Here is a 24,869-nt window from a genome sequence, read left to right as displayed (position 1 = left end):
ATCCGGAAGGAAACATACGATGCTCGACCAGATCCCCGGCACCACTCAGGCCGCCGAAGCCTGCCTGGCCGCCCGCGGCGGCTCCATCACCAAGGCCCTGGATGCCATCGCGTGGACGCACACCGCGCACAAGCTCGACCCCTGGTCCGATGGCCTCTACCGCAATACCCGCGACGGCGTCCGCGACTACGCCGCGCACATCTACGACATGCTCGACGGCTACCGCCCCGACGCCGAGTTCGACGATCTGCGTCCCAAGCACCACAACGAGTTCATCCGCTCCGTGGCTGCCAGCTTCGACGAGCCCGGCGACGAGCGGCTGTGCCCGATCGAGCTGGCCGATCACTTGCTCGACGGGTTGCGCAAGGCGGCCGCGCTGCGCGTGGAGTCCGGGGAGCACTTCAGCCGCGCGTACTCGGACCTGAAGGTCGCGCTGGTGTCGCTGCTGCGCACTCAGTCCGTGGGCGTGAAGCTGGCGCAGGAGGCCATCGACCATGCGCTCACCAGCGGCATCGGCATCCACCAGGCCGTCGCCGAGATGGACGGTCAGCTGTGACCGCGCCGACGATGGACACCAGCACCCGAGCCATCGCTGAGCACCTGCTGGAGACGCTGCGACTGCTCAACCAGGCCGACAACCAGCGGTTGGCCGTTCAGTGCGGCGGCGCCTACGGTGACGTGCGCGACGCCCTGATCAAGGTCCTCCACGAAGAGGGCTGGGGCCGCGGGATGGCCAACGAGGCGGTCTACAAGGCGATGGCGTACGACATGCCGCTGCTCGACGCGCTGATCGCGTGCCAAGTCGGGTGACGTCGATGAGCATTCTCACCGACGAGGCCGCCGAGCAAGTGCGAGACCTGATCGCCACGGTGTTCGACGCTCAGCCCGACTACGGGCCGCAGCTCATGGACACCGACTGGGACGACGGCGCCGGCCGCGTCATCGCCTGGGAGTACGGGCCGGACGGCTGGACGTACGCCGTCCCCTTCGGGGGAGCGCTGGAGTACGGGCCCGAAGTGCCCGAACTGAGTCTGCCCGCGGGCGTGTGGATCGACCGCATCAACCACTACAGCGTGCGGGTCCTTCCCGCCTGACCAGGAGGTCATCTTGAAGATCGCCATTCCAATTCCCGTGCCAGGTCACGACCTGGTTCCGTCGCCCGGTCAGGTATTCCTCTGGCCCGACCACTCGTTTATCTGCGGCTGCGGCAACATCGCCGAAACCGGCGGGTTCCACCCCTGTACCCAGACCGGCGAACTGCTCGCCAACGACACCTACACCAACGGCGAGGAGAACCCCGCCTGGCGTGGCTACTACTGGTGCGGCGGCTGCGGCGAGACCGTCATCGACGCTCGCGAGCTGACGTTCCCCACGTCCTGAATGGCGAAGGCCGGACCCACGCCACATGGGTCCGGCCACCTATCACCAAGCCAGTTCTCAACGCCATAGAGAACCACAGGTCTCCCACGGTAACGCACCGGACCGACAGGAATTCCGCACCTGCACCACCACTCCACACTTCTCGATGGGAGTTGCACATGTTCGACGACGATTTCGGCGCCGAGGCCGAGGCGATCGAGTCCGCCCAACGTGACGCCGACCTGGAACAGGCTGAACTGAACGCCACGGGCGACGCGCTGTACGCCGCCTGCGATCGGATGGGCATCTGCCTGCACGGTGTCGTGCTGGTCGTGAAGGAGACCCCCGTCGCCACCCCGCGCCGCTACAGGTGCAAGTTCTGCCGCGAGGTCGCCACGCAGGAGGAGTTCAACACCAGCCGGACGGCCTCGTACGCGCGGCTGGAGGAGGCCGGGGCCCTGTGAACATTTATCTCACCACCGAGCCGTGCCCTATGTGCGGCGCTGCCGCCGACCAGGACTGCGACCCCGACTGCGTGCTCATGCAGGACCCGAGCGAATGGTTCGACGACGGGATCTCCGACGCCGACCCGGGCCTGTGACCGGGCCGGCCGAGGGCATCGCCTGGGACCGGCTGCGGGCGGACGAGGACGGCCCGTGCATGGCGGCCGGATGCAGCGTCCCGCTCGTGGCCGCCGCGGTGGTCATCGACGGGCACCGATATCGGCTGTGCGACGAGGACGCCGAGCTGATCCCCGGCTACACCCCCAACCTGCTCGAAGGGAGCATCACATGACCGCGTTCCAGCCCAACCGTGTGGCCAGTCAGATCATCGACCGCCTGGAGGAGGCCGGGTTCACCGTCAAGGTGCCCAACGCTGCGCACGGCGCGTCGTGGGAGCTCGTCCTGGACCAGCCCGGAACCCGGTGGTTCGGCGTGATGTACGTGTCCAAGTGGAAGGGGCGGGCGCTGCGCGTCTCGATCACGTGGCACCCGCAGGACCAGCCGCACAAGACCCGCAAGGCCGAGGGTGCCAACGACATCCGCGCCCTCATCAAGCACATCACCCCGCACGGATGGGAGATCAAGAAGGATGCGTGACCAGCTCGTCGCCACCGGCGACGACACGCTCGACGCCTACCTGTTGGTGGCGCGTGACATGCGCCACCCGCAGCAGATGCTCGAGTCCGCCGAGCGACACCTTGTCGAGACGCAGCGGCGCGACGCCAAGGAGAACGGCTTCCACGGCACTGCCGAAGCGCGCCAGCGCGCCGAGAAGTCGTACGACAAGGCCAAGCAGGCGCTCACCATCGCGCGCCGCGACGAGGACCAGGCCCGACGCGATGCCCAGGCGGCCGCGCGGCCGCGCCTGTTCGAGCTGGCCGCGGCCGAGGTCGAAGCGGTGTGGAACGACTTCTACGGCCCCCGCGACCCCCGGCTCTACCGCGACGACGATGTTATGCCGGACGACGACACCCGGTGGTGTGACCTGAAGATCGGCGCCGAGGTGCACATCCGGTACGAGACGACCGGCCAGGTCGTCGTGTGGCAGTTCGTCGAGCTCGGCAACCCACACCCGGACAACGAGGCGTTGAAGGCCGCGCATTACATCGAGCGCAGCGCGATGCGTGGCCCCGGCTGCCTCGTCGAGTTGGCGGTTCACCCGGAGGACCCAGTGGGGCGGCACGCCCGATCAAAGCACATGACGATCATCCAACCGGAAGGAGACCAATGAACCCGCACACGTTAGAGGCCCGCGGCCAGCGGGATGAGTGGACCATCACCGCCGAGCCGCATACGGGCGGCCGGATGCTGATCCTGGATCGCGACGAGTGGATCGTCCAGGTGGCGTTCGACGGCAGCGCCCCAGCGTTCGCGCAGATCCGCAAGCCAGGAATGGAGGGCTTCCAGCACCTCGACCGGCGCGACATCGCGCGTTACGTGCGGGGCGACCGAGCCGCGATGAGCGCCTTCCGCATCGGCGACCGAGCTGCGGTCGGCGAGCGCGTCGGCACCGTCATCAACATCTACGTCGAGGCGGGAAGTGACCCGGGCCGGCCCGGCAAGGTGCGGCTGCGCGTCGCCTATGACCTGGGCGGCCACGCCGACCCGTACACCACGTTCGCCACCCGTCTGCAGGAGGCGTCATGCGCCCGCTGAAGCCGCTCAAGTTCACGCTGACCCTGCTGAACAGCGCCCACTACCAGGACCCGGACGGCTCGCACACCTGGCGCGTCACATCCAACGAGCAGGGCCGGAAGCTGCTGCACGTGCCTGGATGCCCCGATCTGGTGGAGCTCGGGCGAGGCTACGAGCAGGTCGGCACCTTCCGGGAGCTGTGCGTCCTCGACCGTGGCGCTCCGACTGGATGTAACCGCTGCCAGCCGCACGCCGCGCACTACGTGATCCTGCCGGACGGCACCCGCCGCTACCGGCCGATGGGACCGATCATGTCGGGCGGCACCGAATCCGACCGCCGCTACGGCGAATACGCGCTGGTGGATCTGCAGCGCGGCCGGTGGCGGATCCGAGAGTGGGCTGTGGACGGAGAGACCGCGATCGCACGCGCCGCCAAGCTCGGCGTGCCCTACATCCTCGGCCCGAGCAACGCCAAGCTCGGGCTGCCCACCCCCATCCCGCCTCAGTAGATCAAATTCCGTAAGCATAAACGCTAACGAAGCGGCCGAGCCCCATCGCGGGCCCGGCCACTTCCCTTATCACCAGAGAAAGGCAATCCACGCGATGACCACCACCAAGGGCCGCCGCAGGCGTCCCCGTTCCGGTTGGAACCCCGGCGACAAGCAGGCATGGCGCGAGCGCAAGGATCTCGACAAGGCGATCGCCAACGACGCGGTCGTCAAGGCCGCCCGCGCACTGGCCGAGCACCCTGAGCTGATCGACGCGTTCCGCGAGTACGCGGCCCGCGTCCAGGCGCACCGTACCCTGCGCAACACCCTGGCGCTGCTGGGGCAGAACCCGTCCGCGACCCGGGTCAAGAGCGCGTTCTTCTGGGCGAAGGAGAACCGCGCGGTCCTGGAGACCGCCGAGCCGATGCGGATCATCGCCCGCCGGCGAGGCGGCAAGCGCGTCGAGGAGTTCGACGACCCCAAGACCGGCGAGACCGAGGAGATCGACGCGGGCGCTTGGACCGGGTTCACGTCGGAGCGGGTGTTCGACGTGCGCGACACCACGCCCAAGAACAAGCCATGCCCAGAGTGCGGCACCCATCCCGGCCTGCGCTGCCCCGACTCGTGCGCCGTCTACGAAATCGTGCGCGGCCCGGCGCCGACCCGCGATGAGGTCCTCGAACTCCTCGACCAGGTGCTGAAGGACGACGTCGGGTTCTACCCGGCCGACCTCGACGACAGCGAGAGCGAGGACGGCGAGTAGTGATCACTATCAAGCACACGCACGAGGACGGCACGCTCATCTACGGCACCCGCAAGGGCGACGGCGTCTACGAGATCGTCAAGAAGTGGGAGAACGGCAACTTCCGCTACTTCCCGTCGATGGCCAGGCAAGGGCTGCCGTGCATCGGGCTGCGCCACTCGCGGGACCAGGTAGCCGACCGGTGGGCTATCAACGCCGCAGCGAAGGCCCTGCGCGCAGCCGGGTTCGAGGTCACCGTCGAGATCGACGACACCCCGCGCGACCGCGCCCAGGTCCTGGAAGACAAGGCCGAACGGCTCGAAGACCGCCGCGACGCGCTGGAAACCAAGGCCAACCGGCATGCCAGCGCTGCGGCAGCCGCGCATGACCGGGCAGACCAGATCAGCGAGCGGTTCGCGGGTGGCCAGCCCAAGATCCTTGGCCACCACTCCCAGCGGAGGTATGAGGCCGACCAGAAGCGGATGCACGCCGCGATGGGCAAGTCCGTCCGGGAGGACAAGACAGCGCAGGAGATCGCGGGTCGTGCCTCGGCGGTCGGGGCCAACATGCGCTACTCGGCCAAGCCCAGCGTGACGAAACGCAGGATCGACAACGCCGTCAACGAGATCAAGCGGATCGACCGGGACCTGGCCGGCTACACCCGCCGCCACCTTGACCACCACGGCAACCCGTACTTCATCGATAAGCACGAGCCCGCGTCCGGTGACCACCGCGAACGGCTGATCGCCCGCCGCGCCCAGCTTGAAGACCAACTGGAGTACGACCGGGCACAACTCGAGCTCGCGAAGGCCGCAGGCTGGATCGAGTGGGGGCCGGACAACGTGCACGTCGGCGACCTGGTCGAGTACTGGGTACGTGGACGGAAGCGCTCGGTGCTGAAGGTCAACAAGAAGACCGTTGCCGTCGAGTCGGGATACTCGTGGCCGGACAAGGTTGAGTTCTCCAAGATCCTGTCGGTGGAGTGCCCCCACGAGGACATGAGCGTCCCGGCAGCCGAGCCTCCGTCCGCTGTCTCCGTGACGACTCCGCCCCCGAGCCCGGCGCCCGCGCCGCGCAAGGTCCAGGTTGCCAAGGTGAACGTGGACGAGCTCACGGCGAAGATAGCGGCGGCCATCCTGGAGGTGCCGCGCGACTCAGACGCGTTCTTCTCGCCGCCCGCCGTGGTCGAACGGGTACTGGATGCGGCCGAGCTGGAGCCGAGCATGATCGTGCTGGAGCCCTCGGCGGGGAACGGCGCGCTGGCCAAGGCGGCAGCGGCCGAGGGCTGTGAAGTCCACTGCGTCGAACGGTACCCGGTGCTGTCGCAGAACCTGCTCGACGTGGCCGGGATCATCGGCTTGACGACAGGAGACTTCCTGGAGGTGACGCCCGACCAGTACCCGGCGAAGTTCGATCGGGTGCTGATGAATCCGCCATTCTCCAAGGGCCAGGACATCCAGCACGTCATGCACGCACTGCGGTTCCTGAAGCCGGGCGGACTGCTGGCCGCGGTGATGAGCTCTGGCGTGACCCACCGCCAGGACAAGCACACCCTCGCGTTCTGCGACCTGGTGTGGAAGCGCGGCGGTCACATCGCGCCGCTTCCCGACAACGCGTTCGCCACCTCCGGCACGGACGTCCGCACCGTCCTCGTGCTCATCCCCGCGCCCGAGGAGTAGCAGCGCGAGCCCGACGCTAACGGGCTCGCGCCGCTGCGCAATCGTACGGCCCCGCCTCGCCCGAGGCAGGGCCATTTCCTTCACTACCTACGGAGAAACCATGTTCGGCGACGCGCCACCTCTGCCGTTCCCTGAAGCGGCGAACCACAACGCGATGGCGATGGACGACGTAAAGACGCCCCACCAGCCCGAGGTCACCGACCACGTGATCACCGACCAGCCCTGGTCCACGCTGTGGACGTCTCCCCGAGGCCACGAGGTGATCATGACGCCTGCCGGCCCGGTCGTCTACCGCTGGATCTATGAACCGGCCCCGGAGATGAGCGGGTTCCCGATGCCTACGAAGGGCAAGCTGGCCAAGGCCGTCGCGCAGACCCGCGCCACCAAGGCCGCAGCCTCCGAACAGTCCAGGTCGGAGGCTTCGTGGGCACGCTGATCCGGCACAAGGGCATCGACACCGTCACCGTCGCCGAGATGTTCGCCGGAGCAGGAGGCTCCGGCGATGGCATGCGCCGTGTCCCCGGCACAGAGCTGATCTTCGGCGCGAACCACTTCGAGCCCGCCAAGTGGACGTACATGGAGAACCACCAGGGCGTCGACTTCTGGCTCGGCGATGTGCAGAATCCGGACGCGATCGAGAAGTTCCCGTACGCCACCTTCTTCTGGGCCAGCCCTGCGTGTCCTCGCTTCTCCACGGCCCGGGGCGACAAGCGGTGGTTCGACAAAGAGAACCAGATGGCCTTGTGGGACCTCGACGACATGACCGAGGACGACAAGGCCGGGGTCAGGTCGCGGGCGCTGATGGAGGAGGTCGTCACTTACCTGCGCTTCTGCCAGGAGAAGTACGGCCGACCGGTGCTCGGCTTCGGCGTGGAGAACGTGATCCAAGCCCGCCTGTGGGTCCATTGGGACCGCTGGGTCCACGAGCTGCGGAAGCTCGGCTACATCATCCAGGTGCACGCGCTCAACGCCATGCACGCCCAAGGCCGTACCACATCGCTCACGCCGCAGTCACGAGACCGGCTGCTGGTGTCGGGCATTCACGAGAGCGTCGGCCGCGTCCCGAACTACTCCAAGTGGTTCGACCCGTACGCCTACTGCCCGAAGCACGAGGGCTGGATCCAGGCGCGGCAGGCGTGGAAGACGCCCGGCCAAGACATGGGCGCCTACGGCAAGCACGGACAATACCTGTACGTCTGCCCGCAGCCGTCGTGCGGCAACCAGGTGGTCCAGCCCCCGGTGCTGCCCGCGGCCGCCACTATCGACTGGACCGACCTCGGCACGCCCATCGGCTCCCGCAAGAAGACGAAGGACAAGCCGGAGGGCCTGGCACCGAAGACGCTCGACCGCGTCCGCGCGGGCGTGATCAAGCACTGGATCACGCCGTTCCTGTCGCCCGCCGGCGGCACGTGGAACGACGACCCGACGAGCGTGGTCGACCCGGCCCGAACGCTGACCACACGAGAGTCGCAGGCGCTCGTCGTCCCGTGCGAAGGGCGTGACGGCAAGATGGCGCGGTCGGCGGCCGACCCTAAGCGGACGAGCACCACCCGGCTGGAGGACGCCGTGGCGTTCCCTCCGGACTCGTTCCTCAGCCTGTTCCGCTCCGACCGTGTGCGGACGTTCGACCCGTCCACGGACCCCACGGCGACGCTTGTCGCGGACGGCTCCAATCACGCGCTCGTGTCGAAGCCGGACATGCAGCCGCTCGTGTTCCCGTTCCGTGGCGGTGGCGACGAGTTCAAGTCGCGGCCCGCGTTCGAGGACCCCGCGCACGCGGTCACGGCCGGCGGCTTCCATCACGGGCTCGGCGTTCACCCCGACTGGATGCCGCCTGCGTTCCTAATGCGCAACAACGGCAGCAAGGGTGACGGAAAGGAACACTGCACCAGCACCGGCGAGCCCGCGCGCACCATCACGTCGACGGGCCATCAGTCGCTCGTCGCCGTACCCGAGGGCCTGCGGTCGCTCCTCATGGCCTACTACGGCAACGGCGGGACCACGCGGACAACCGAACCAGTGGGCACCCTGCCGACGCGGGATCGTTGGGCGCTCATGGCCAGCACAGGTGAGATCACCCCGGACGCGATCGACGTGTCCCCGATCCTGTTCCGGATGCTCAAGCTGCACGAGCTGCGGCGGGCCCAGTCGTTCGACGACGACTACCGGTTCATCGCCAACAGCCAGCGGCACAAGGTCAAGCTCATCGGCAACGCGGTCCCGCCGCCCATGGCCGAGATCCTGGCGTGCGCCGTGATCGAGGCGATGCTCGGCGTCGAGTTCGACCGGTTCGCCCACGACTACGCCCTCATCGCCTAACGCGAGTCTCCGTAAGCGGCATCGCTTACGATCATGCCCGCCCCCGGATCTGGGGCGGGCCCATCCCCTCAAGGAGACATCACATGCCCAAGCGAGAGCCCGACTGGGATAGCCCGTACATCCGTCCCATCCACGAGGGGCGCCACGATCTCGGCTGGTACGACTCCACGCCTGGATTCGCCGCCTCCTACCGAGGCCGGAAGATCCCGGTCGGCACGATCGTCCGCGTGATCGACCCCCGAGCGATCAACAGCAAGGGCTGGCCGCCGCGATGATCAAGGAGGTGCAGCGGTGACGCCTGCCGCCAAGGTGCCGCAAATGCGCAAGGACAAGAAGATCCGGTTCCGCGCCTTCTGCGAGCTGCTTGAGCAAGAGGACAGCATCCCGGCCCTAGCTGCGCGGCTACGCGTGACCGAGCGGACGATCCAGCGGTATCTGGTCGATCTGGAAGGCCGATCGCGTCGCACCATCCGGTACCACGAGTTCATGCCGCAGGTCCTGGAGCACCTCCAGCGTTACCCGCGATCGCTGTTCACGTCCACTGAGCTGGCGCGGGTGCTCCATATCAGGTACGGCAACGAGCTCAAGTACGGCGATGAATACGACGGCTCTGCACTTAACGCGACGCTGCGCAGGATGGAGAGCGAGGGCCTCGTTCGGGCGGTGCCGGGTCTGCGTGATGACAGCGTTCTTCTGCCCGTCACCCGCTGGCGGTTGGCAGGGCAGGCGACACAACCGTGAAGGGAGCGGCGATGACCGAGGGGCCGCGCGGTGCGGTCGCAAGGCATGCCTACTGGCAGGGCCTGCCACACGACGAAAGGCAGGGCGTCTGGTGCATCCAGATCAACCAGCCAGGCTGGGGCCGGGGCCGCGGGGATCAGGTCGAGGAGACCGAGGAGCATCAGCCGACCGTGCTGGCCCGTCGGACGCCGGAGGGCAAGCGGCAGCGCCGCGGCGCCTGCCTCGGGTGCGACTGGGAAGGCCAGGACCGGAGGCGACTCAACGACGCGATCGAGGACGCGCACGATCATTCCTTCCCCGGCTGGCGCGGCATGCCTTCCGTGCTGCCGTCCCCGCCGTACGGCGATCGTCAACGGTGGCTGGAGAACGTGGCGAAGGCGTACCCGCCAGGGTGGTTCCAGCGAGGCGGCCCCATCATCACCATGCGCGAGGAGAGCAACGGGCTGCACTGGGCGATGCGCGCCCCTGGGGGCGGCTATGACATGGCGTCCCCGCACCAACGGCCGAAGAAGGAAGTGGTGTCCACGGCTGTTCAAGATTCACTGCTCGACCAACTTCGTTAGCGGTAACGCTGACAAACATCTACGCTGCCCATTAATAACAACGATCAGGGGAGAACCCATGGATGCTGAGAAGAACGTCAGGACGAAGAGCGACATCATCGACGCCGTCATCGACCGGGCCGGTGCACCTAGCCGAAGGATCGCCGAGCGGTATGTGAGCGGCGTGCTCGACTACATCCAGGAGCAGGTTGCGGATGGTCACACGGTGCAGGTCACCGGCTGGGGCAAGTTCGAGCCCGTCAAGCAGGCGGGGCGCGACGCGCGCAACCCGCAGACGGGCGAGCGGGTTCCCGTTGAGGCCAAGTGGGTCGTCAAGTTCCGGCCTGGCACGGAATTCAAGCGACAGGTGGCCGCTCGGGAGGCGTAGCCGCTGACGCTGGTGAGGGGCGCGGGCTGTAGGTCTCGGTTCGCGCCCTTCGTTGTTGCTGAGACAAGCGCGGACGCGGCGGCCGGGCTGGGTCGCCGAGTTGCTACTGGGTCCTGGGAACTGCACCACGTGGCGGCGCGTTGACGGAGTACGCTATCTCGATATAGATCGAGGACGATACCGGAGCTGCCATGGGGTCACCCATCCGTATGACACGAACCACCCGGGACGTGCTGGAGACACTTCAGGCCGCCACCTCCCGCAATGACGCCACCTACGGCTTGGAGATTTGCAAGGTCACCGGCCTCGGCCCGGGAACCGTCTATCCCATCCTCACGCGACTCGAACGCGTCGGCTGGGTCCGCGCGTACTGGGCCGAAGACGACACCCGGGGCCCTCGGCGCCGCATGTACGAACTGACCGGTGAAGGAGTCTCGGCAATTCAAGCAGTGGAGGCGACCGCCCCAAGCGCTCGGCCGAGGTGGGCACAGTGACCGATGTTCCCGGCGAGTACGACGGAGTTCCCGACGGTGACACGGTGCTCATGACATTCGGCCGGGCGTGGGAGTGCCTGGCGGACGACGACATCGAGGGAGCGCTCGAAAATGCGACGAGGGCGCTGACGCAGATAGACGACCCGCTGCCCGATCATGTAATTGAGGCTGCTTTGGCCCTGGAGCGGGAGATTGTGGTACGGAGTGGCAGCGACCCAGGCTTGAACGAATACCGGGCCGCGTTGCAGCGAACGGGGGGCCTTCGGGTATCCACCAGGAGGGCAACAATAGGCAGGCCATCACTCGCCTCTTGGCGACTCTGTGACTGGGGAGCGAACTTAGCCGTAGAACCGGAGCGAGGTGAGGAGTGGAAAGAGGCGCTCCTCCAAGTTGCTGCAGAGAATGGGCGCGGGCAAGTTCTCCGCTACGCCGCCGGCCTCCTCTACGCCGGTCTGCACTCGCGTGTGTCCTGGTGGGTACGACGTGCTGCTACCCCGTGCGTGGCCTATCTGTGCTGGATGCTGCGCTCCCAGGTACGCACGTGGGTCCCGCTGCTGGGGCTTTTGCTCTGGGGAGGGCTGGAGACCGCTGCGGACACTGGCCCCGGTGCGGCCGTCGTATTCGTAATCCTGAGCGGGGTTGGCTTCTTCGGCCTGGTCGAGTGGTTACGCAAGCGCTGGAATGTGCAGGTGAGACGCACAGACACACGTCCATAGAGAGATTCCGCACGCCGGACACGCCGAAAAGCCGCCCGCGCGGAGCGGCCTTTCGATTCGGTCAGGACGGCGGTGGCTCTGTCTCCTTCGGCCTGGGGATTCCCAGATCGTCGAAGTAGTCGTTCAGCGCATCCGAGATGAACGGCCGGCCGCCGAGGTCCTCGCGCAGGCAGCCCTCGACGAGACGCGCTCGCGTGTTCCGTTCCAGGCGCACCATGACCAGCTTGCCGCCGCCCATGTTGTTTTTCTTCGGCGTCGGGATCTTCAGCTCGGCGTCCTCAGGCATCTCCTCCGGGATGCCGAGCTTGTCGCAGTAGGCGTTGATCGCCTCTTCCCAGATATCCCTTACCCCCTTGCCAGTCTGCTTGTGTGCCTTCGTCATGCGGCTATCGGTGGCTTCATCGACGCGGGTTCCTGTGCTGTGCAGACTGGTCCACGTCGCGACGCGACCTCGTGCAGGCGCGGAGGTGCGTCGAGGCGTTGGCGGTTCCGCTGACGTTTCTTCGTCTGCCTCGATGAAAGCAACGTTGCTAGGGTCGGGCCTCTTGCGGGGCGGCATGGTGGCGTGCTCCGTGGCGTGTGGCTGGCTGGTGTTGACCTCACCGTATTGCGCCACACCGAATTTGTCGCGTGCCCTGGCACCTGTCTTGACGAGTTCCGAAGACGGTCTAGGACGTCTTCTATACGCATAAACACATTTATTAGTGGTCAGGCTTCAGAGCTCTCACCAAAGGCGCTCAGCGTGCACCACAGCAACGCTCACAGCGCAACAGCGTAAGCAGACACGCTTACGAAGAAGGGATCACATGTCCAACGCCCCCACCGAGCGGCAGATCTTCGAGGCCCTCGCCTTCGTCTGGGACGTCACAGCCGCGCTCGAACTCATCGAAGGCCGTCAGCCGAACCGCCACATCAACGTCGACGACTGGGCCGACCTCCTCCGCTTCGTGTCCATCGATGAAAACCACGCCGCCACCGTGGATCTCACCGAGCCCGTTCTGCTGGCGCCCCTGCCAGACCCCAGCACTGGCCAACCCGGCATGGAGATGCCGATCGACGGGTGGCACCGCATCTCTCGCGCTCTCGCCGAGGGCGTCACCACCTTGTCCGCCATCGCCCTGACTCCCGAAGAGGAGCGCAAGGTACGTATCCGGGGCGGATCGAGATCTTCCCGTCACGGACGCTAAGGAGCCGCCACCCATGCAAGACGAACCGTACGAGTACACCGTCGCCGGAAGCCCCGTGGCGGTCTCCCGCACCGACAACAGCCCCGTGATCCACATCGACCCATTGCCCGGCGGCCGCACTCTCGACGGCAGCCTCAGCGACATGAGCCTCGACCAGGCCGAGAAGCTGAAGCGCTCCCTGCAGGCCGCGCTCGATCAGGAGGAGAACTAGTGCCCGACCACTTGAAGCGCACCGCCGCCTTCGCTGCCGCGCTGGCCGCGCTCAGTGCCGCCCACGAGATCGGCGACCACTGGATGCAGACCGATCACCAAGCAGAGACCAAAGGTGGCCAGGGAGAGCAGCAGCACGCCGGACAGCTCGCCTGTGCCCGCCACGTCGCTGGCGTCACCGCCACCAAGGTCGTCGTGCTCGCCATCACCTGCAAGGTGCTCGGCCTGAAACTGCGGCCCGGCCGTACCGCCGCAGCGCTCGCGCTCGACGCCGCCACCCACTACTGGGCCGACCGCCGGTACACGCTCGAAGCTGTCGCCGACCTGGTCGGCAAGGGAGGCTACTTCCGCCTTGGCCTACCTAGGCCCGGCCGCGACGACAACAAGACGGTCGGCACCGGCCGCTTCATGCTCGACCAGGCGTTCCACAAGACGATGCTGTGGGCTGCCGCGCTGATCATCGCCGAGGGGGCCGAATGAGTACCGGCTATCGGTCGGCGCTGGTCGAACTGCTGACAGACCCCGTGCAACTCGCCTTGGACCTCGACCACGCCGAGGGCCTGATCGGGCAGATCGAGGACGTGCTCGACGCTGCCGGTTGGGAGATCACGCTGAAGGAGGTGAACGGCTGGGAGAAGGGGCCCACGCCAAAGCTGATCGGGCCGACCCGGGAGGGCATCCTCAACGAGCTGGTGGCCGGGGTGTACGTACACCGCTACACCGAGAATGGCCGCGGCTGTGTGTGGGCCGAGATGCCCTGCTGCGATCGGCACGCGAAGCTGCCCATGGAGGTTCACGAGGAGTTCCCGGTGCGGTGCCTGCCGTGCCGAATCGACTACGCCGCCTCGCTCATCGATGAGAACGACGGCGGCTATCTCGCGGCCTTCGAGGTCCTCGACGACGGGGAGCGCATTCTGTCGCAGCGGCGCCGCAAGGTGAAACGCCTGAGGTAGATTGCTGCCGCGATCGAATCTGCATGTATCGCGCGAGGAGGCCCCAACCGGATCACCGACCGGTTGGGGCCTCCTGCATACGCCCGGCTCCCGAGGGACTATGGCGGCAACACGCCCAGGAACCGGGCTGTCTAGAGCACTGACCGTATGCCTTGCAGCTCGACCACCTGGGACGTGGCCAGCGCGTAGCGGTGGTGCTGGTAGTCGTCCCAGGCGACGAACACGTTGCGCATGGTCGACACGAGAGCGCGAAGGACACCAGGGCGGTACAGGTCGGCCAGGACACCGGCCGGCCTGACTCCTGCCACGGTGCAGAGGTCGACGCCTTGGAGCCATTCCTCCGTCGCCTTGGGGATGCAGTCCCAGCACGTCGGCGGCGCGTGGGTGCGTCCGGTCTTCAGGCCGGTACGCTCGAAAGCAGTCTCCGGTAGCAGCCACGGGATAAGGCCAGTTCGAGGGTCGGTCGCCGGACGGGCGCACACCTGGCACAGCAGCTTGTCCATGCACAGCCATTGCCGACGCACGTGCAGCATCCGCATGCGTTCTGGGCCGCGGCGGGCCGGACTATCGCGTAGATCGTGAACGCGGGCGCTGAGGATGCCGGGTTCCCACGCCTTGGCCGATGGACGTCTGACCCAATCGCCGGCATTGGCGTTCTCGTAGGTCAGACGCAGTTTGCCCGCATGCGGCTCGAAGCTGATCCGATCTGCAACCAACTCGTTGGTGTAGGCGATCACATACGGGACGACGGTGTAACCCTGCTTCGGGCTATGCGGCGGAGGATCGTGTGATCCGTAGGTAGCAGGTGTTCGCGAGGACGTGTGTTGCATACGCTCACAGTAATAAGAGATATGCCAATCGGTATAGGACTTGTATTAGAACTGACAAAGACATGTAGTCGCCGATAGAAGCATGTACCAGGACATCTAGCGTTCGGCCGTGCTCAATCCACGCGGGCCCGTTCCGCTCTACCGCCAGCTCGCCGAAGTTCTGCGCAAGCGGATCGACGGCGGGGAGCTACGGCCGGGCGCGATCGTGCCGTCTGAGGCGGAGCTGATGTCGGAGTTCGGCGTTGCGCGGATCACCGCCAGGACCGCGATTCGGGAGCTGCGCGAGGCGGGTGTCATCTACACGATCAGAGGCGAAGGCTCGTTCGTCGGCCCTGAGAAGGCCCCGCGCGAGGCCCGCTCGGGATGGGTGTTCCAGACGATCGCCGACGACCTGGCGGCGAAGGTCGAGGCCGGCGACTTCCAGCAGGACATGCCGTTGCCGTCGGAGACGCAGCTCGCGCAGGAGTACGACGTAGCCAAGGGCACAGTGCGGCGGGCTTTGGCGCTCCTGCGGGAGCGTGGCCTGATCTACACCGTCGCGGGACGCGGCACGTACCCCCACACTCCTTCTGAATAGGTCTAATCTCATCGCCCGCTCACGGTAGCGTGGGTGCATGATCAACCCTCCCGAGCGCGGTACGGGCGCGGAGTCTCCAGGCCGGCGCGTCGCCGCGGCGGTCCGCGACGACATCAAGGCGCTCCGGTGGAAGCAGGGCGACCGGTTGCCGACCGAGCCCGAGATGCAAGTGGAGCATGGCGTTGGCCGAGCGGCGGTGCGCTCGGCGCTGCGTCAGCTCCGGGAGGAGGGCGTGGTGGCGACGGTGCCCGGAGTCGGGACGTTCGTCGCTAGCCAGGATGGTCAGTCGCAGCCCCCGATGCCCTCGTCTCAGCGGTTGCTGGCCGACATCCGTGAGGGGATTGCATCCGGCCGCTTGAAACCGGGGGACCAGCTCCCTCGTGAGAGCGAGCTGATGGAAACCTATGGGGTGTCGTCCGCGCTGATCCGATCGAGTCTTCGGACTCTGCGTAAGGAAGGGCTGATCTACTCGCGTGGCCGTGAGGGCCGGTTCGTCGGCCCCGAGAGTGCGCCGCGCCGGCGTCCGCCCACCCTGACGGAGATGGTGGCGGCCGCGGTTGCCGAGCGCATTCAGGCGGGGGAGTTCAGCGCGGACGAGATGCTGCCGTCCGAAGCGGAGATGGAACGGCAGTACGAAGTGTCGAAGCTGACGGTGCGGGCGGCCGTGGCGTCGTTGAGGGAGCAGGGCTGGGCGTACACCGTGCCACAGAAAGGCACATTTGTTAACAAACCTGGCAATTGGCCTAAAATGTGAAAGTCGCGGACGAATGTGGCCAGGGGCGTCGCCGAACGGAGACACTTCGCGAGAGAATCCAGGGCATGCCTGACTCCCGGATCAGCCCGCCTCTACGGCTACTGCAGCTCGGCCGTACGCTGACCGGCCTACGCGACGCCGCTGGCCTCACCTGCAGCCAGGTCGCCGCTCGACTGAAGTGGAGCCCGTCCAAGGTTTCACGCCTGGAACGCGGCGCCAACAGCTACGCCACCGCCGGCGACATCAACCGGCTCCTCGACCTGTACGAGGTGGACAACTCCGCAGTCCGCTCCAAGTGCCAGGACCTCCTGCGCACCGGACGCATCACGCCACCCTGGGAAAAGCACAAGCGCGGCCTGGGCGGCCTGGTCGAGTACGTGATGTGGGAAACCGAAGCGTCGCTGATCCAGCACTGGCACCCGCTACTCATACCGGGCCAGCTCCAGACTGAGGCGTACGCCCGCGCTGTCATCACCGCAGGCATGCCGGAGCCCGACGAGGCCCTGCTGACGCTGAAAGTCCGCGCACGGATCGCCCGCCAGTGGATCACTTCCTGCGCCGATCCGCTGCACGTGCACGCCCTCATCGGAGAGCAGGCGTTGCATCAGCGGGTCGGCGGACCCGAGGTGATGGTCCAGCAGCTCGACAAGCTCGTGCTCGACACGCGGCGGCCGAACATCACCATCCAGATCGTTCCCCAGGAGGCAGGAGTCGGCCTGGCCAGCGGGTTCATCCTGCTCGCGCTCCCCGGCTTCGGGGAGACGCTGTTCATCGAAGCGGGCACCGGGGGCATAATCGACCAGGGTCCGAGAGTTGCGGAGTTCAAGCGGCGCTTCTGCTACTTCCATGAGCTGGCGCTGCCCGCCGATGAATCTGCGGATCTGATCATGCGCATCAGGAGAGGCGTCACGTGCTGAGCAACCAGTGGATCACCGCGTCCGAATCCGGCGACTGTGCCGAGGCGCGCCGCGTCGACGCCGACCGTATCGAGTTGCGCAACAGCAAGAGACCTGGCGAGGCGACGGTATGGTTCACAGACCAGGAGTGGCGGGAGTTCGTCCGTGGTGCCCAGCGTGGCGTGTTCGACTTGCCCGAGTGGAGCAAGTAGCGGCTCCTCTACATTCGAACTACATTCTAATTACGCAGTGTTTCCGTAACACTGTGTAGCCCTCTGCTGTATGCCAAGTCTCGCTCAACCCGGAAGCGTCCGAACAGGGCCGTCGCGATAGTGCTGACCAGGCCAAACGTGGTCACGAGGGCAATGAAAGCTGGGCTGGGGCTCTGGCGCGCCATGTCGATGACCAGCAAGGCATAGCTGATGCCGCCTGCTGCGGTAAGGATCTGGGCGATGCGTCGTCCAGTCATGCGACTTCCCCTAATCGATCGATCCGTAAATTGGCGCTCTGTCAACGTACGCTAGTCGCGATCGTGTCGCGATATGCCCGTGTGCTCGCACGATGCATGATCGTTATCAGATGTTCGGCTTGACTGACAACAAAGTGTCATGTCGCCAAAACGTCACGAATAGTTCTGGACACGCCAGTATCGGCATATTTACATAGTTCCTCGCGGCGTGCACAATGCGTAACGTCCTCCGGGTGGAAACCGCTCTCCGGGCGATCGCACGCGTCGTCTTCACCGACCCATCTCACAGAAAGTGACCAATGACCACGCGCATTCGCGCCATGCTGGCTGCCATCGCTATCGCCCCCCTGTTCGCCATCTCCGTTACCGCGTCGGCTCAAGCTGAGCCTGTGCCGTCACCCACGCCGTCCGCTGCGGACTCCGCGCAGGAGACAACCCCGAGCGCCAGCAGCACCACGTCGCCAGCGCCCAGGCCCGGCACCGTCAAGACGCACACGGAGACTGCGCAGACGGTCACCCACCCTGACGGCAGCAAGACCATCATCACAACCGTCACTGACACAATCAGCACGACCACGGTGACGACCGCCCCCGGCAACACCACGAACTCCGATTCGGGTGGCTGGTGAGATTGGGGCCAAGTTTCAAACGTCACGCAGCCCTGGCCGTCATTGCAGTCGCCACATCCGTGGCGGCTGCCGTGACGGCTACGGCCGCCTCCGGGGTCACGACATCGGTAGTGCTCGTCTGGGTGGTTGTTGCCGCACTGGTCACGACCATGGCCATCACGCTTACCCGCGCCGTGATGGCCTACCGGCGCGCTTACCGGGACGGACAGGAGCACGCTCAGTGGGCGGCCACGGTGATGGAGGAGGCCGCCTTGCACGCCGCAGGTATCGAATAGCGAAGACGGGGATCGAAAGGAAGCGCAACGGTGAGGTTCGGCCTGGGGATCGGCGAAATCGGGGAGCAGCTCTACCAATACTTGGTCGAGCAGGGGCCCATGCCTTCGACGGAGTTGGAACGTATCAGCCCAGAAGTCGAGGGGGCTCTTGCCAAGCTTCGTGACGTGGGCCTGGTCGTGGGGGAGCCAGCCACAGCCCGCCACCCGGACTACGCGTTACGTCCGCTTGTGGCCAACGCCGAAGCGACCCTGACCAGGCTCAAGACCCAAGCAGAAGAGCTTCGCGACATGTTCGACAGCAGCTCCACCGCGACGCGAGGCCCGAATGCTCCAGTAGAGGTCCTTACTTCACGTCAGAGCGTCGGTGCCGCTTTCGATGATCTGTCGCTCGGGGCCCATCGTGAAGTGCTGCACCTCATCACCGCGCCGTTCGTACCGTTGACAGCACTTCACTCGCCAGGCGATCCTGCGCGGCGCAACCTGGATGGAACGGTGCGTCGGCCCAAGCGCCGTTTCGTCTATGAGAGGGCCGCACTCAGCAACGAGGCCGCGGTGGTCGGCCTGCACAACGTTATCGCGCTGGGCGCTGACGTGCGGGTAGCTAAGGAGTTGCCATTCAAGCTGGTAGTTTCCGATCGCGAGCGCGCACTGGTACCGCGCTTCCCGCGTGGCTACTCCGATCAGAATTCCACGTTACTGATCCGAGGCGGCGCACTCCTTGAGTGCATGATCGTGCTGTTCGAGCACTATTGGGAGCAGGCGACGCCGTTGGAGCCGGACCTGGACCGCTTCAACAGCGCGCGAGTCGAACTGGAGGAGGAGGACTTGCTGATCCTCCAGCACATCGTGGCTGGCCAGACCGATGACAGCATGGCCAGGCTCATGGGCACAAGCAAAAGCACCATCCTGCGCCGGATCAAGCGCATGCGGAAGCTCGCCGGCGTGGACACCCGTCCCGCGCTGATCTTCCACGCCGCCCGGGAATGGATGAACTGAACTGGACAGACGGCATATCGATCAGCGGTTACGGATGATCTCGATCTGCTGCTCGTAGGCGCGCAGGACCATGTCGATCTGCTGGAGGAACAACCGCTCCATGCGGTCTCGCTCGTCATCACGGGGTAGAGAGCGGATCTCTTGCAGTCGTTTCTGAAAGCCGTGCTGCACAGTCTCGGGTGTCAGCGACAAGTCCATTCCTGCTAGCGCGGGGTCATCGTTGCGCTTGGCGATGATCCCGCGCAGCAGTTTGGCGGCCTCGGCCGCGCCGTCCTCGGTGAGCTCGTCGCTGCTTCCGCCGACAACGTAGGCCATCCAAGCGAGATCGATGTCAGAGACGGTCTCGACCTTGCCGCTCTCGATGCGGCCCCATTTCATGTCGCTGATCGTGTAGGGGGCGACTTCGTTGAATCGGCGGACGGCGGCTCGTATGGACAGTTCGCGCTGGAGAGTGTCGGTTCGCTTGCGTCGCCGGATGATGACGGCGACGCCAGGGGCAATGCTGGGCACGAGGGTGTCCCCCTCTGGCTTGGTGGCGTTGGCGTTGTGGCGTGGCGTTGCAACTGTATCAACATGCATGTCGCGTTGCCCAGAAGTGCACGAAAAGTTGATCACAATAAGTGCTCGTGACGTGACATTTTGTATGCGTTGCATCTGTTGCACCATAAATAGACATATGCATCACTGCGCGATAGTGTCGTCTTGTCGCGAGACGCAAGAACAAGATCATGAGCCCTTGAATGCACCATCACCAGCACGGACGGAGCGCGCTTTGCCTGTCTTCGATGAAGTCGTCTGGACAAAGCCAGCGCCACGCCACGGCGCGCCAGACCTCTCACACATCGCCGACCAGCTCCGTGCCAAGCCAGGTGAAACAGCGATCATCGCGGAGTTCCCCACCGCTATCGCCAGCGGCAGCGCAGAGGCCGCGAGCCTCCGCAACGCCGTCAACAACGGCCGATTGGGGTTCGACAACTCCTCGGGAACGTTTCGCGCCAGCACCCGAACCGTCACCGAACACGACGGGAGCAAGCGCGTCCGCGTCTTCGCTGTCTTCACTCTCGCCAATTCCGTTAGCGGCACCGCTGACGAAAAGGAGAACCGTTGAACGTCATTGCCATCGCTGTCGCCAGCGAGCAGCGCATCGCCTACCTGGCCATGAACGCCGCCGAACACCGCCTGTGTGGCATCGGCGTGCTCTCTCGCCACCGGCTGATCCGAGCGCTGAACAACGACAATGCCGAAGCCGACCGGCTCATCAACTTGGTCACCGAGCAGGTCGAGAACGACCCCGTTTACCTGGTCACGATGACAATTCTGGAGAACCCGGTCGCGCTCGCGGCCACCAGCGCCAGCGACCTGGCCGACAAGCTGGCCACCTTCCTGAACCTGTACCACGAGCTACCGTGCAAGGTCGAGATCGACCTGGAGCAAGGCGATGGCCACATGTCTCCGCAGACGGGCGGCACCCTCCACTTCTACGTGCGCGAGATCGCCCCCACCTACAGCATCACCTGGATGACCAAGTGGGGCGAGCGAACCCAGAAGGCGCTCACCAGCGACCGCATCATCAAGAGGCTCGGCAAGAACCTCGCGCACCGGGCCGCACTCCCGCTCGGCGACGACAACCGGGTGTGGAACATCGCCGTCCACGACAAGCACGACAACGATGTCACCGACACGTTCGCAGCGCTCGCCAGTCTCCGCAAGCGCGGCGACCGCGTACCGTTCGCCGAGGCCCACATCGCCCTCGACAGTGACACCGAGACGGTTATCCGCCACCTCGACGGCCTCGTCCAGCGCCACCCACACCTCTGGGAAGGCCGAGCGCACGGCCTTTACCGTGTCTACCGGTGCAAGGCGGTCGGCTTCGGCGGAAACATCATCGAGATCTGGCACAACACCAGAGAGCCAGTCGTGCCGTTCATCTCGCCCCTCGCGAATGCGGTCCACCGCATCAACTGCATCGCGCTTGGCCTGCCGATCCACACCACGCCCGACGCGATCGAACGGCTCATCCGCGTTGCCCGGGGCTTGGCCGACACCCCGCGACGAACCCTTCGCGGGTGGGCCGCCGGAGAGGTGACCGAGTGAATCGGCTTCTCCCGTTCCCGGCCGACGACGAGATCAAGGACATGCTCCGCGCGTTTGCTGCGAACCACCCGAGCGATCAGGTGCTCCGCCCGCGCCGCCGACCGCCGCTGTGGCGTGACACCGACAACCCGGCCGAGCAGGCCATGACCCCCTTCGACGAGTGGGTCTACCGCCGCGAACAGAAAGACCTGGACTGATGCAGGGAGAGATCAAGAAGGGTGACCGGCTTCGGGTCACGCTCCTCGACTGCTACGTCGAGGAGGTATCGACGACGTCGCGTGGCCGATTCCTGTACCTCAACTTCCGGGACCAGCACAGCAACCTGAACGTCGGCCCCCTCCCCATCGCGGCCGAACTCCTCAAGGTCGAGGTGCTTACCCCGTACAGCTGGCCGCCCCGCCAGGACGACGTATGGGAGGACGGCCAGGGCCTGAAGTGGTTCGGCGTCTGCCCCATGGGCGAGAACAGGGTGACCCTGTTCAGCGCGCGAGGCAGCTACCCGGCGGACGGGCTCGACGAGCTGCTCGTGACGAACAGCCCGTGGCGTCTGGTCTACCGCGACGAGGATGCGCCGCCGTTCTGATGACAGCGCTGACAACGCCCACCGGCCGGTACCTCGGCCGGTGGGACTCCGGAAGCCCCGAATGGCACGCCGCGCGCGAGCACCGCATGACCGGCTCTCGCATCGCTGGGGTCGTCGGCCTGTCCAAGTACGCGTCCCGCTACAGCACCTGGTGCGAGATGGCGGGCCTCGTCGAGCCCGACCAGCAGAACGACGACCAGGCCCGCGGTCACTTCCTCGAAGGCGGGGTTGCGGACTGGTTCGCCGCACAGCACCCGGAGTTCGAGCTCGTCGAGGCGGGGACGTGGGTGCACACCAAGTGGGAATGGATGCTTGCCAACCCCGACCGGCTGCTACTGCAGCACGGGCGCGTGGTCGGCGGGCTGGAGATCAAGACCGACGCGGACGGCCGCGAATGGGGGGAGCCCGGCACCAACGAGATCCCCGTGTACTACGCGGCTCAGGTGCAGTGGTACATGGCCACGCTCGGCCTGGACTGGTGGAAGGTCGCCGTCCTCGTTGGCCGTGGCTTCAAATTCCACGAGTACCACATCATGCGCGACCCGGAAGACGCCGAGTGGATGCGCGAGCAGGCCGAAGCGTTCATGGTGAGCATCGCGTGGGACGAGATGCCGCCCGTGGACGGACACAAGGCCACCATCCGGACGATCCGCAAGCGACACCCCGCCATCGACCCCAACCTCATCTACGACATCCCCGACGAGTTGGCCGCCGAGTGGCTGCCCGCGCTCGCGGAGGAGAAGACGGCGGCCGCCGAGGCGAAGGCGGCCAAGGCCCGCGCTGAGCAGGCCCGCGCCGAACTGCTGGACGCGATGGGCCTGGCCGGTCGCGCCCGGTACGGCCTGGACAGCGTCGCCCGCCGCCAGGCCAAGAGCGGCGGCATCCCCTATCTGGTCGTCGAATCCGACCTTCCCGCAATCCCTGAACTGCAAGGAGTCGCAGCATGACCACCTCCGACAACCTGCCCGCTATCCGCAACACCTCGCTGGCCGAGCGGATCGAGTACTCCCAGCAGCTTGCTTTCGCGAATCTGCTGCCGCCCCAGTACTTCAAGCAGCCCGCGAACGTGCTGTGGGCCATCGAGTTCGGCGAGTCCATCGGCGTGGACGCGATCACCGCCATCACCGAGGTTCACGTCATCAAGGGCAAGCCGTCCTCGTCGGCGGGCCTAGTGTCGGCTCTGGTTCGCAAGGCCGGTCACCGCATGCGCACCTGGGTGGAGCGCGACGAGAACGGCCGCCTGCTCAAGGCTGTCTCCACGATCGTCCGCAGCGATGACCCGGACTTCGAGTTCCGTTCCGAATGGACCATCGTGCGCGCCCAGACGGCCGGGCTGCTCAAGCAGAACGAGAACTACGGCAAGTACCCCGAAGCCATGCTCAAGGCCCGATCTCAGACGGAGGTCGCACGGGATGCCTGCAAGGAGGCGTTGTGCGGGCTCGGCTACACGCCGGAGGAGCTTGGTGCCGAGGTCAACGATGACGGCTCGATCGTCATCACCAATGCCACGGTGCAGGCGGGTGCGTCGGTACGCGAGGCCGCAGCGGCTGCGCAGGAAGTGACCGGCGTCGTCAAGGCCACTCAGGATCAGCTCCTTCGCCTGGCCAAGCTGATGGACGCGAAGGGCGTGACCGACAAGCTCGGCTACCTGCACCTTGTCCACCCGGACTACACCTTCAGCTCGGCCGCCGACCTGACGTCGGCCCAGGCCGCAGCGGTGGAGAGCGCGCTGGGCCGGGGGGAGCACCTGCCGCCCGCCCCGCAGGACTCGGACGAGGCACAGGCGAGCACCGCGCCCGCCAGCGAACCGGCCGGCCCGGCGTCGGTCGGCGAGACGCCCGCCAGCGGCGAGCAGTCCCCAGCAGCCGACGAGGATGTGGTGGACGGCGATGTCGTCGAGGACGAGCCCGCCGACACGAAGGACCTGCGGGACCTCGGCATCCTGATGACGGAGCTCGGGGTCACCCCGCACTCCGGCAAGGGCTCGACGAAGCTGAACGACGAGGCCCGGTTCGCCTGGCTGTCGGACTTCCTGAAGGTGCAGGTCGAGGGCTCCACGAAGAACCTCAACCGTAGCCAGGCGCAGCGCGCCGTCGCTGAACTGAAGCGGCTCCAGGTGGAGCGCGCCAAGAAGCGGCTCAGTCTGTATAAGCAGATCGACGAGTCGTTCAACCGGCTCGGCATCACCACCGCCGAGGACCGGTTCCAGGACCTGTCCGTCATCCTGGAGCGGTCGGTCATGAACGCCGATGACCTGACGTTCGAGCAGGTGGAAACGGCGGCCGCCCTGCTGGAGCAGGCCCTCGGCGGCGAGCAGCCCCGCGCCGCCTGGGAGACGATGGTCAACGCCGCCAAGCAGTATGCGGAGGCCGAGGCCGTCGAAGCTGAGCAGCAGGGCGGCGGCTTCTGATGGCATCCACGGAGGTGGCCATCCGCCACGTGGTCAGGTTCAATCAGCCCACCTGGCGCAGCCCGGGCGCCGAGATCGCTTTAATCCTGCCGCTGCCGAAGAACACCATGGACCCTCGCTGGCGGGCCTGCGCGAACCACCACACCGCGTGCGATTGCCGAGAGGCTGAGCTGGCCGAGGACATGGCGGAGCTGCGCTGGGAGCGGGACCACATGCTCCGCGTGCTGCGCGAAGAACTGGCCGGACACGCGACCTGGGCCTACTCCGACGACAACGAGCGCGACCCGGTCGCCGAGTGCAAGTGCACCGGCTGCATGATCGTCCGCCGCATGGACCTCTACTCCATCGGTGGCTCGTCCTTCACCCGGCACAGCGAGCGCGGCTACACCCGATGACCACC

General features: G+C 66.2%; 43 protein-coding genes. 39 read left to right on the top strand and 4 right to left on the bottom strand.

All coding sequences use genetic code 11. The features are described from left to right. Positions 1 to 19 precede the first annotated feature (19 nt). The 21 genes from AB0L65_RS21060 to AB0L65_RS20960 all read left to right on the top strand — a co-directional run bounded on the left by AB0L65_RS21060 (position 20) and on the right by AB0L65_RS20960 (position 11,606). Positions 20 to 556, top strand: a complete 537-nt coding sequence (locus AB0L65_RS21060) for a hypothetical protein (RefSeq protein ID WP_364247874.1) — start codon at positions 20 to 22, stop codon at positions 554 to 556. After that, positions 553 to 810, top strand: coding sequence for a hypothetical protein (locus AB0L65_RS21055; protein WP_357740837.1), 258 nt, complete (start codon positions 553 to 555; stop codon positions 808 to 810). The genes AB0L65_RS21060 and AB0L65_RS21055 overlap by 4 nt, the downstream gene beginning before the upstream one ends. 5 nt (positions 811 to 815) lie before the next feature. Further along, positions 816 to 1,094, top strand: coding sequence for a hypothetical protein (locus AB0L65_RS21050; protein WP_364247872.1), 279 nt, complete (start codon positions 816 to 818; stop codon positions 1,092 to 1,094). Positions 1,095 to 1,107: 13 nt separating this feature from the next. After that, entirely contained in the window at positions 1,108 to 1,380 is a 273-nt protein-coding gene (locus AB0L65_RS21045) for a hypothetical protein (RefSeq protein ID WP_364247869.1), read from the top strand. 158 nt (positions 1,381 to 1,538) lie between these two features. Next, on the top strand, positions 1,539 to 1,823 hold the full coding sequence (locus AB0L65_RS21040; protein WP_364247866.1) for a hypothetical protein: 285 nt from the start codon (positions 1,539 to 1,541) through the stop codon (positions 1,821 to 1,823). Then, the gene (locus tag AB0L65_RS21035) at positions 1,820 to 1,960 is read left to right on the top strand and encodes a hypothetical protein (RefSeq protein ID WP_357740826.1); all 141 of its coding nucleotides are present in this window, start codon (positions 1,820 to 1,822) and stop codon (positions 1,958 to 1,960) included. Before AB0L65_RS21040 ends, AB0L65_RS21035 begins: the two co-directional genes overlap by 4 nt. Beyond that, a complete protein-coding gene (locus AB0L65_RS21030) occupies positions 1,957 to 2,154 on the top strand; it encodes a hypothetical protein (protein ID WP_364247862.1) in 198 nt (65 codons plus the stop codon). Before AB0L65_RS21035 ends, AB0L65_RS21030 begins: the two co-directional genes overlap by 4 nt. Then, on the top strand, positions 2,151 to 2,459 hold the full coding sequence (locus tag AB0L65_RS21025) for a hypothetical protein (protein WP_364247859.1): 309 nt from the start codon (positions 2,151 to 2,153) through the stop codon (positions 2,457 to 2,459). Before AB0L65_RS21030 ends, AB0L65_RS21025 begins: the two co-directional genes overlap by 4 nt. Then, positions 2,452 to 3,093, top strand: a complete 642-nt coding sequence (locus tag AB0L65_RS21020) for a hypothetical protein (RefSeq protein ID WP_364247856.1) — start codon at positions 2,452 to 2,454, stop codon at positions 3,091 to 3,093. Before AB0L65_RS21025 ends, AB0L65_RS21020 begins: the two co-directional genes overlap by 8 nt. Beyond that, positions 3,090 to 3,518: a hypothetical protein gene (locus AB0L65_RS21015; RefSeq protein WP_364247853.1), complete on the top strand. Its 429-nt coding sequence runs from the start codon at positions 3,090 to 3,092 to the stop codon at positions 3,516 to 3,518. Before AB0L65_RS21020 ends, AB0L65_RS21015 begins: the two co-directional genes overlap by 4 nt. Then, positions 3,506 to 4,006 carry a hypothetical protein gene (locus AB0L65_RS21010; RefSeq protein WP_364247851.1) on the top strand — a complete coding sequence of 167 codons (501 nt, stop codon included), beginning with the start codon at positions 3,506 to 3,508 and terminating at the stop codon, positions 4,004 to 4,006. The genes AB0L65_RS21015 and AB0L65_RS21010 overlap by 13 nt, the downstream gene beginning before the upstream one ends. Before the next feature lie 94 nt (positions 4,007 to 4,100). Beyond that, the gene (locus AB0L65_RS21005) at positions 4,101 to 4,748 is read left to right on the top strand and encodes a hypothetical protein (RefSeq protein ID WP_364247848.1); all 648 of its coding nucleotides are present in this window, start codon (positions 4,101 to 4,103) and stop codon (positions 4,746 to 4,748) included. Continuing rightward, positions 4,748 to 6,406 (top strand): DUF3560 domain-containing protein, encoded by a 1,659-nt coding sequence (locus AB0L65_RS21000; protein ID WP_364247845.1) that lies wholly within the window; start codon positions 4,748 to 4,750, stop codon positions 6,404 to 6,406. The genes AB0L65_RS21005 and AB0L65_RS21000 overlap by 1 nt, the downstream gene beginning before the upstream one ends. Before the next feature lie 100 nt (positions 6,407 to 6,506). Next, positions 6,507 to 6,842, top strand: coding sequence for a hypothetical protein (locus tag AB0L65_RS20995; protein ID WP_364247842.1), 336 nt, complete (start codon positions 6,507 to 6,509; stop codon positions 6,840 to 6,842). Beyond that, positions 6,830 to 8,725, top strand: coding sequence for a DNA cytosine methyltransferase (locus AB0L65_RS20990; protein WP_364247839.1), 1,896 nt, complete (start codon positions 6,830 to 6,832; stop codon positions 8,723 to 8,725). Before AB0L65_RS20995 ends, AB0L65_RS20990 begins: the two co-directional genes overlap by 13 nt. An 83-nt stretch (positions 8,726 to 8,808) precedes the next feature. After that, positions 8,809 to 9,000: a hypothetical protein gene (locus tag AB0L65_RS20985; protein ID WP_364247836.1), complete on the top strand. Its 192-nt coding sequence runs from the start codon at positions 8,809 to 8,811 to the stop codon at positions 8,998 to 9,000. 16 nt (positions 9,001 to 9,016) lie between these two features. Next, on the top strand, positions 9,017 to 9,466 hold the full coding sequence (locus AB0L65_RS20980; RefSeq protein WP_364247833.1) for a hypothetical protein: 450 nt from the start codon (positions 9,017 to 9,019) through the stop codon (positions 9,464 to 9,466). An 11-nt stretch (positions 9,467 to 9,477) separates the two neighbouring features. Continuing rightward, positions 9,478 to 10,029, top strand: a complete 552-nt coding sequence (locus AB0L65_RS20975; protein ID WP_364247830.1) for a DUF6349 family protein — start codon at positions 9,478 to 9,480, stop codon at positions 10,027 to 10,029. Positions 10,030 to 10,087: 58 nt separating this feature from the next. Continuing rightward, on the top strand, positions 10,088 to 10,396 hold the full coding sequence (locus tag AB0L65_RS20970; RefSeq protein WP_364247828.1) for an HU family DNA-binding protein: 309 nt from the start codon (positions 10,088 to 10,090) through the stop codon (positions 10,394 to 10,396). Between the two features lie 191 nt (positions 10,397 to 10,587). Continuing rightward, a complete protein-coding gene (locus AB0L65_RS20965; protein WP_364247826.1) occupies positions 10,588 to 10,890 on the top strand; it encodes a PadR family transcriptional regulator in 303 nt (100 codons plus the stop codon). Further along, the gene (locus tag AB0L65_RS20960; RefSeq protein WP_364247823.1) at positions 10,887 to 11,606 is read left to right on the top strand and encodes a hypothetical protein; all 720 of its coding nucleotides are present in this window, start codon (positions 10,887 to 10,889) and stop codon (positions 11,604 to 11,606) included. The genes AB0L65_RS20965 and AB0L65_RS20960 overlap by 4 nt, the downstream gene beginning before the upstream one ends. 61 nt (positions 11,607 to 11,667) lie before the next feature. Here AB0L65_RS20960 and AB0L65_RS20955 read toward each other — a convergent pair whose 3' ends face one another. After that, positions 11,668 to 11,988 carry a hypothetical protein gene (locus AB0L65_RS20955; protein WP_364247820.1) on the bottom strand — a complete coding sequence of 107 codons (321 nt, stop codon included), beginning with the start codon at positions 11,986 to 11,988 and terminating at the stop codon, positions 11,668 to 11,670. A gap of 424 nt (positions 11,989 to 12,412) precedes the next feature. On the opposite strand from AB0L65_RS20955, the gene AB0L65_RS20950 reads away from it, so the two are divergent. From AB0L65_RS20950 to AB0L65_RS20935, 4 genes are read left to right on the top strand one after another with little or no spacing between them, the layout of a single operon-like run. After that, the gene (locus AB0L65_RS20950; protein WP_364247817.1) at positions 12,413 to 12,793 is read left to right on the top strand and encodes a hypothetical protein; all 381 of its coding nucleotides are present in this window, start codon (positions 12,413 to 12,415) and stop codon (positions 12,791 to 12,793) included. Between the two features lie 13 nt (positions 12,794 to 12,806). Then, the gene (locus AB0L65_RS20945) at positions 12,807 to 13,004 is read left to right on the top strand and encodes a hypothetical protein (RefSeq protein ID WP_364247815.1); all 198 of its coding nucleotides are present in this window, start codon (positions 12,807 to 12,809) and stop codon (positions 13,002 to 13,004) included. Then, positions 13,004 to 13,483: a transcriptional regulator gene (locus AB0L65_RS20940; RefSeq protein WP_364247812.1), complete on the top strand. Its 480-nt coding sequence runs from the start codon at positions 13,004 to 13,006 to the stop codon at positions 13,481 to 13,483. The genes AB0L65_RS20945 and AB0L65_RS20940 overlap by 1 nt, the downstream gene beginning before the upstream one ends. Then, on the top strand, positions 13,480 to 13,956 hold the full coding sequence (locus AB0L65_RS20935) for a hypothetical protein (protein ID WP_364247809.1): 477 nt from the start codon (positions 13,480 to 13,482) through the stop codon (positions 13,954 to 13,956). Before AB0L65_RS20940 ends, AB0L65_RS20935 begins: the two co-directional genes overlap by 4 nt. A 131-nt stretch (positions 13,957 to 14,087) precedes the next feature. Here AB0L65_RS20935 and AB0L65_RS20930 read toward each other — a convergent pair whose 3' ends face one another. Then, entirely contained in the window at positions 14,088 to 14,693 is a 606-nt protein-coding gene (locus AB0L65_RS20930) for a hypothetical protein (protein WP_364247806.1), read from the bottom strand. A gap of 202 nt (positions 14,694 to 14,895) precedes the next feature. Here AB0L65_RS20930 and AB0L65_RS20925 point away from each other — a divergent pair, with 202 nt between their 5' ends. From AB0L65_RS20925 to AB0L65_RS20910, 4 genes are all read left to right on the top strand, one after another. Continuing rightward, positions 14,896 to 15,363: a GntR family transcriptional regulator gene (locus AB0L65_RS20925; protein ID WP_364247804.1), complete on the top strand. Its 468-nt coding sequence runs from the start codon at positions 14,896 to 14,898 to the stop codon at positions 15,361 to 15,363. A gap of 37 nt (positions 15,364 to 15,400) precedes the next feature. Beyond that, positions 15,401 to 16,117 (top strand): winged helix-turn-helix domain-containing protein, encoded by a 717-nt coding sequence (locus AB0L65_RS20920; RefSeq protein ID WP_364247801.1) that lies wholly within the window; start codon positions 15,401 to 15,403, stop codon positions 16,115 to 16,117. A gap of 65 nt (positions 16,118 to 16,182) precedes the next feature. After that, positions 16,183 to 17,034: a helix-turn-helix transcriptional regulator gene (locus AB0L65_RS20915; RefSeq protein ID WP_364247798.1), complete on the top strand. Its 852-nt coding sequence runs from the start codon at positions 16,183 to 16,185 to the stop codon at positions 17,032 to 17,034. Further along, on the top strand, positions 17,028 to 17,225 hold the full coding sequence (locus tag AB0L65_RS20910; protein WP_364247795.1) for a DUF397 domain-containing protein: 198 nt from the start codon (positions 17,028 to 17,030) through the stop codon (positions 17,223 to 17,225). Before AB0L65_RS20915 ends, AB0L65_RS20910 begins: the two co-directional genes overlap by 7 nt. A gap of 26 nt (positions 17,226 to 17,251) precedes the next feature. On the opposite strand, the gene AB0L65_RS20905 is transcribed toward AB0L65_RS20910, so the two are convergent. After that, positions 17,252 to 17,482 (bottom strand): hypothetical protein, encoded by a 231-nt coding sequence (locus AB0L65_RS20905; protein WP_364247792.1) that lies wholly within the window; start codon positions 17,480 to 17,482, stop codon positions 17,252 to 17,254. Positions 17,483 to 17,781: 299 nt separating this feature from the next. On the opposite strand from AB0L65_RS20905, the gene AB0L65_RS20900 reads away from it, so the two are divergent. The 3 genes from AB0L65_RS20900 to AB0L65_RS20890 all read left to right on the top strand — a co-directional run bounded on the left by AB0L65_RS20900 (position 17,782) and on the right by AB0L65_RS20890 (position 19,382). Continuing rightward, positions 17,782 to 18,111, top strand: coding sequence for a hypothetical protein (locus AB0L65_RS20900; protein WP_364247789.1), 330 nt, complete (start codon positions 17,782 to 17,784; stop codon positions 18,109 to 18,111). Between the two features lie 110 nt (positions 18,112 to 18,221). Further along, on the top strand, positions 18,222 to 18,386 hold the full coding sequence (locus tag AB0L65_RS20895) for a hypothetical protein (protein ID WP_364247786.1): 165 nt from the start codon (positions 18,222 to 18,224) through the stop codon (positions 18,384 to 18,386). Positions 18,387 to 18,416: 30 nt separating this feature from the next. Next, positions 18,417 to 19,382: a hypothetical protein gene (locus tag AB0L65_RS20890; protein WP_364247783.1), complete on the top strand. Its 966-nt coding sequence runs from the start codon at positions 18,417 to 18,419 to the stop codon at positions 19,380 to 19,382. Positions 19,383 to 19,403: 21 nt separating this feature from the next. On the opposite strand, the gene AB0L65_RS20885 is transcribed toward AB0L65_RS20890, so the two are convergent. After that, positions 19,404 to 20,036 (bottom strand): hypothetical protein, encoded by a 633-nt coding sequence (locus AB0L65_RS20885; RefSeq protein ID WP_364247781.1) that lies wholly within the window; start codon positions 20,034 to 20,036, stop codon positions 19,404 to 19,406. A gap of 118 nt (positions 20,037 to 20,154) precedes the next feature. On the opposite strand from AB0L65_RS20885, the gene AB0L65_RS20880 reads away from it, so the two are divergent. The 7 genes from AB0L65_RS20880 to AB0L65_RS20850 are packed head-to-tail and all read left to right on the top strand — an operon-like array spanning position 20,155 to position 24,864. Beyond that, positions 20,155 to 20,490 (top strand): hypothetical protein, encoded by a 336-nt coding sequence (locus AB0L65_RS20880; protein WP_364247778.1) that lies wholly within the window; start codon positions 20,155 to 20,157, stop codon positions 20,488 to 20,490. Beyond that, positions 20,487 to 21,476, top strand: coding sequence for a hypothetical protein (locus AB0L65_RS20875; protein ID WP_364247775.1), 990 nt, complete (start codon positions 20,487 to 20,489; stop codon positions 21,474 to 21,476). Before AB0L65_RS20880 ends, AB0L65_RS20875 begins: the two co-directional genes overlap by 4 nt. Continuing rightward, positions 21,473 to 21,673: a hypothetical protein gene (locus AB0L65_RS20870; RefSeq protein WP_364247772.1), complete on the top strand. Its 201-nt coding sequence runs from the start codon at positions 21,473 to 21,475 to the stop codon at positions 21,671 to 21,673. Before AB0L65_RS20875 ends, AB0L65_RS20870 begins: the two co-directional genes overlap by 4 nt. Continuing rightward, positions 21,673 to 22,059: a hypothetical protein gene (locus tag AB0L65_RS20865; protein WP_364247770.1), complete on the top strand. Its 387-nt coding sequence runs from the start codon at positions 21,673 to 21,675 to the stop codon at positions 22,057 to 22,059. Before AB0L65_RS20870 ends, AB0L65_RS20865 begins: the two co-directional genes overlap by 1 nt. Continuing rightward, complete coding sequence (locus tag AB0L65_RS20860; protein WP_364247767.1) at positions 22,059 to 23,006, top strand: lambda-exonuclease family protein; 948 nt, start codon at positions 22,059 to 22,061, stop codon at positions 23,004 to 23,006. Before AB0L65_RS20865 ends, AB0L65_RS20860 begins: the two co-directional genes overlap by 1 nt. Next, a complete protein-coding gene (locus tag AB0L65_RS20855) occupies positions 23,003 to 24,469 on the top strand; it encodes a hypothetical protein (RefSeq protein ID WP_364247764.1) in 1,467 nt (488 codons plus the stop codon). The genes AB0L65_RS20860 and AB0L65_RS20855 overlap by 4 nt, the downstream gene beginning before the upstream one ends. Next, a complete protein-coding gene (locus tag AB0L65_RS20850; protein ID WP_364247761.1) occupies positions 24,469 to 24,864 on the top strand; it encodes a hypothetical protein in 396 nt (131 codons plus the stop codon). The genes AB0L65_RS20855 and AB0L65_RS20850 overlap by 1 nt, the downstream gene beginning before the upstream one ends. The last annotated feature ends 5 nt before the right edge of the window (positions 24,865 to 24,869 follow it).

Source organism: Nonomuraea sp. NPDC052116, assembly GCF_040680035.1.
GTDB classification, from domain to species: Bacteria; Actinomycetota; Actinomycetes; order Streptosporangiales; family Streptosporangiaceae; genus Nonomuraea; species Nonomuraea angiospora_A.
The sequence above is the reverse complement of the archived record's forward strand: the minus strand, read 5'-3'. Positions and strand labels throughout refer to the sequence as shown.

Bases quoted from the DNA above. Each gene is read 5' to 3' on its own strand.
- AB0L65_RS21060 (WP_364247874.1), top strand. From the start codon at position 20: ATGCTCGACCAGATCCCCGGCACCACTCAGGCCGCCGAAGCCTGCCTG.
- AB0L65_RS21050 (WP_364247872.1), top strand. From the start codon at position 816: ATGAGCATTCTCACCGACGAGGCCGCCGAGCAAGTGCGAGACCTGATC.
- AB0L65_RS21040 (WP_364247866.1), top strand. From the start codon at position 1,539: ATGTTCGACGACGATTTCGGCGCCGAGGCCGAGGCGATCGAGTCCGCC.
- AB0L65_RS21025 (WP_364247859.1), top strand. From the start codon at position 2,151: ATGACCGCGTTCCAGCCCAACCGTGTGGCCAGTCAGATCATCGACCGC.
- AB0L65_RS21020 (WP_364247856.1), top strand. From the start codon at position 2,452: ATGCGTGACCAGCTCGTCGCCACCGGCGACGACACGCTCGACGCCTAC.
- AB0L65_RS21015 (WP_364247853.1), top strand. From the start codon at position 3,090: ATGAACCCGCACACGTTAGAGGCCCGCGGCCAGCGGGATGAGTGGACC.
- AB0L65_RS21010 (WP_364247851.1), top strand. From the start codon at position 3,506: ATGCGCCCGCTGAAGCCGCTCAAGTTCACGCTGACCCTGCTGAACAGC.
- AB0L65_RS21005 (WP_364247848.1), top strand. From the start codon at position 4,101: ATGACCACCACCAAGGGCCGCCGCAGGCGTCCCCGTTCCGGTTGGAAC.
- AB0L65_RS20995 (WP_364247842.1), top strand. From the start codon at position 6,507: ATGTTCGGCGACGCGCCACCTCTGCCGTTCCCTGAAGCGGCGAACCAC.
- AB0L65_RS20985 (WP_364247836.1), top strand. From the start codon at position 8,809: ATGCCCAAGCGAGAGCCCGACTGGGATAGCCCGTACATCCGTCCCATC.
- AB0L65_RS20975 (WP_364247830.1), top strand. From the start codon at position 9,478: ATGACCGAGGGGCCGCGCGGTGCGGTCGCAAGGCATGCCTACTGGCAG.
- AB0L65_RS20970 (WP_364247828.1), top strand. From the start codon at position 10,088: ATGGATGCTGAGAAGAACGTCAGGACGAAGAGCGACATCATCGACGCC.
- AB0L65_RS20965 (WP_364247826.1), top strand. From the start codon at position 10,588: ATGGGGTCACCCATCCGTATGACACGAACCACCCGGGACGTGCTGGAG.
- AB0L65_RS20955 (WP_364247820.1), bottom strand. From the start codon at position 11,988: ATGACGAAGGCACACAAGCAGACTGGCAAGGGGGTAAGGGATATCTGG.
- AB0L65_RS20950 (WP_364247817.1), top strand. From the start codon at position 12,413: ATGTCCAACGCCCCCACCGAGCGGCAGATCTTCGAGGCCCTCGCCTTC.
- AB0L65_RS20945 (WP_364247815.1), top strand. From the start codon at position 12,807: ATGCAAGACGAACCGTACGAGTACACCGTCGCCGGAAGCCCCGTGGCG.
- AB0L65_RS20935 (WP_364247809.1), top strand. From the start codon at position 13,480: ATGAGTACCGGCTATCGGTCGGCGCTGGTCGAACTGCTGACAGACCCC.
- AB0L65_RS20920 (WP_364247801.1), top strand. From the start codon at position 15,401: ATGATCAACCCTCCCGAGCGCGGTACGGGCGCGGAGTCTCCAGGCCGG.
- AB0L65_RS20915 (WP_364247798.1), top strand. From the start codon at position 16,183: ATGCCTGACTCCCGGATCAGCCCGCCTCTACGGCTACTGCAGCTCGGC.
- AB0L65_RS20905 (WP_364247792.1), bottom strand. From the start codon at position 17,482: ATGACTGGACGACGCATCGCCCAGATCCTTACCGCAGCAGGCGGCATC.
- AB0L65_RS20900 (WP_364247789.1), top strand. From the start codon at position 17,782: ATGACCACGCGCATTCGCGCCATGCTGGCTGCCATCGCTATCGCCCCC.
- AB0L65_RS20885 (WP_364247781.1), bottom strand. From the start codon at position 20,036: ATGCAACGCATACAAAATGTCACGTCACGAGCACTTATTGTGATCAAC.
- AB0L65_RS20865 (WP_364247770.1), top strand. From the start codon at position 21,673: ATGCAGGGAGAGATCAAGAAGGGTGACCGGCTTCGGGTCACGCTCCTC.
- AB0L65_RS20860 (WP_364247767.1), top strand. From the start codon at position 22,059: ATGACAGCGCTGACAACGCCCACCGGCCGGTACCTCGGCCGGTGGGAC.
- AB0L65_RS20855 (WP_364247764.1), top strand. From the start codon at position 23,003: ATGACCACCTCCGACAACCTGCCCGCTATCCGCAACACCTCGCTGGCC.
- AB0L65_RS20850 (WP_364247761.1), top strand. From the start codon at position 24,469: ATGGCATCCACGGAGGTGGCCATCCGCCACGTGGTCAGGTTCAATCAG.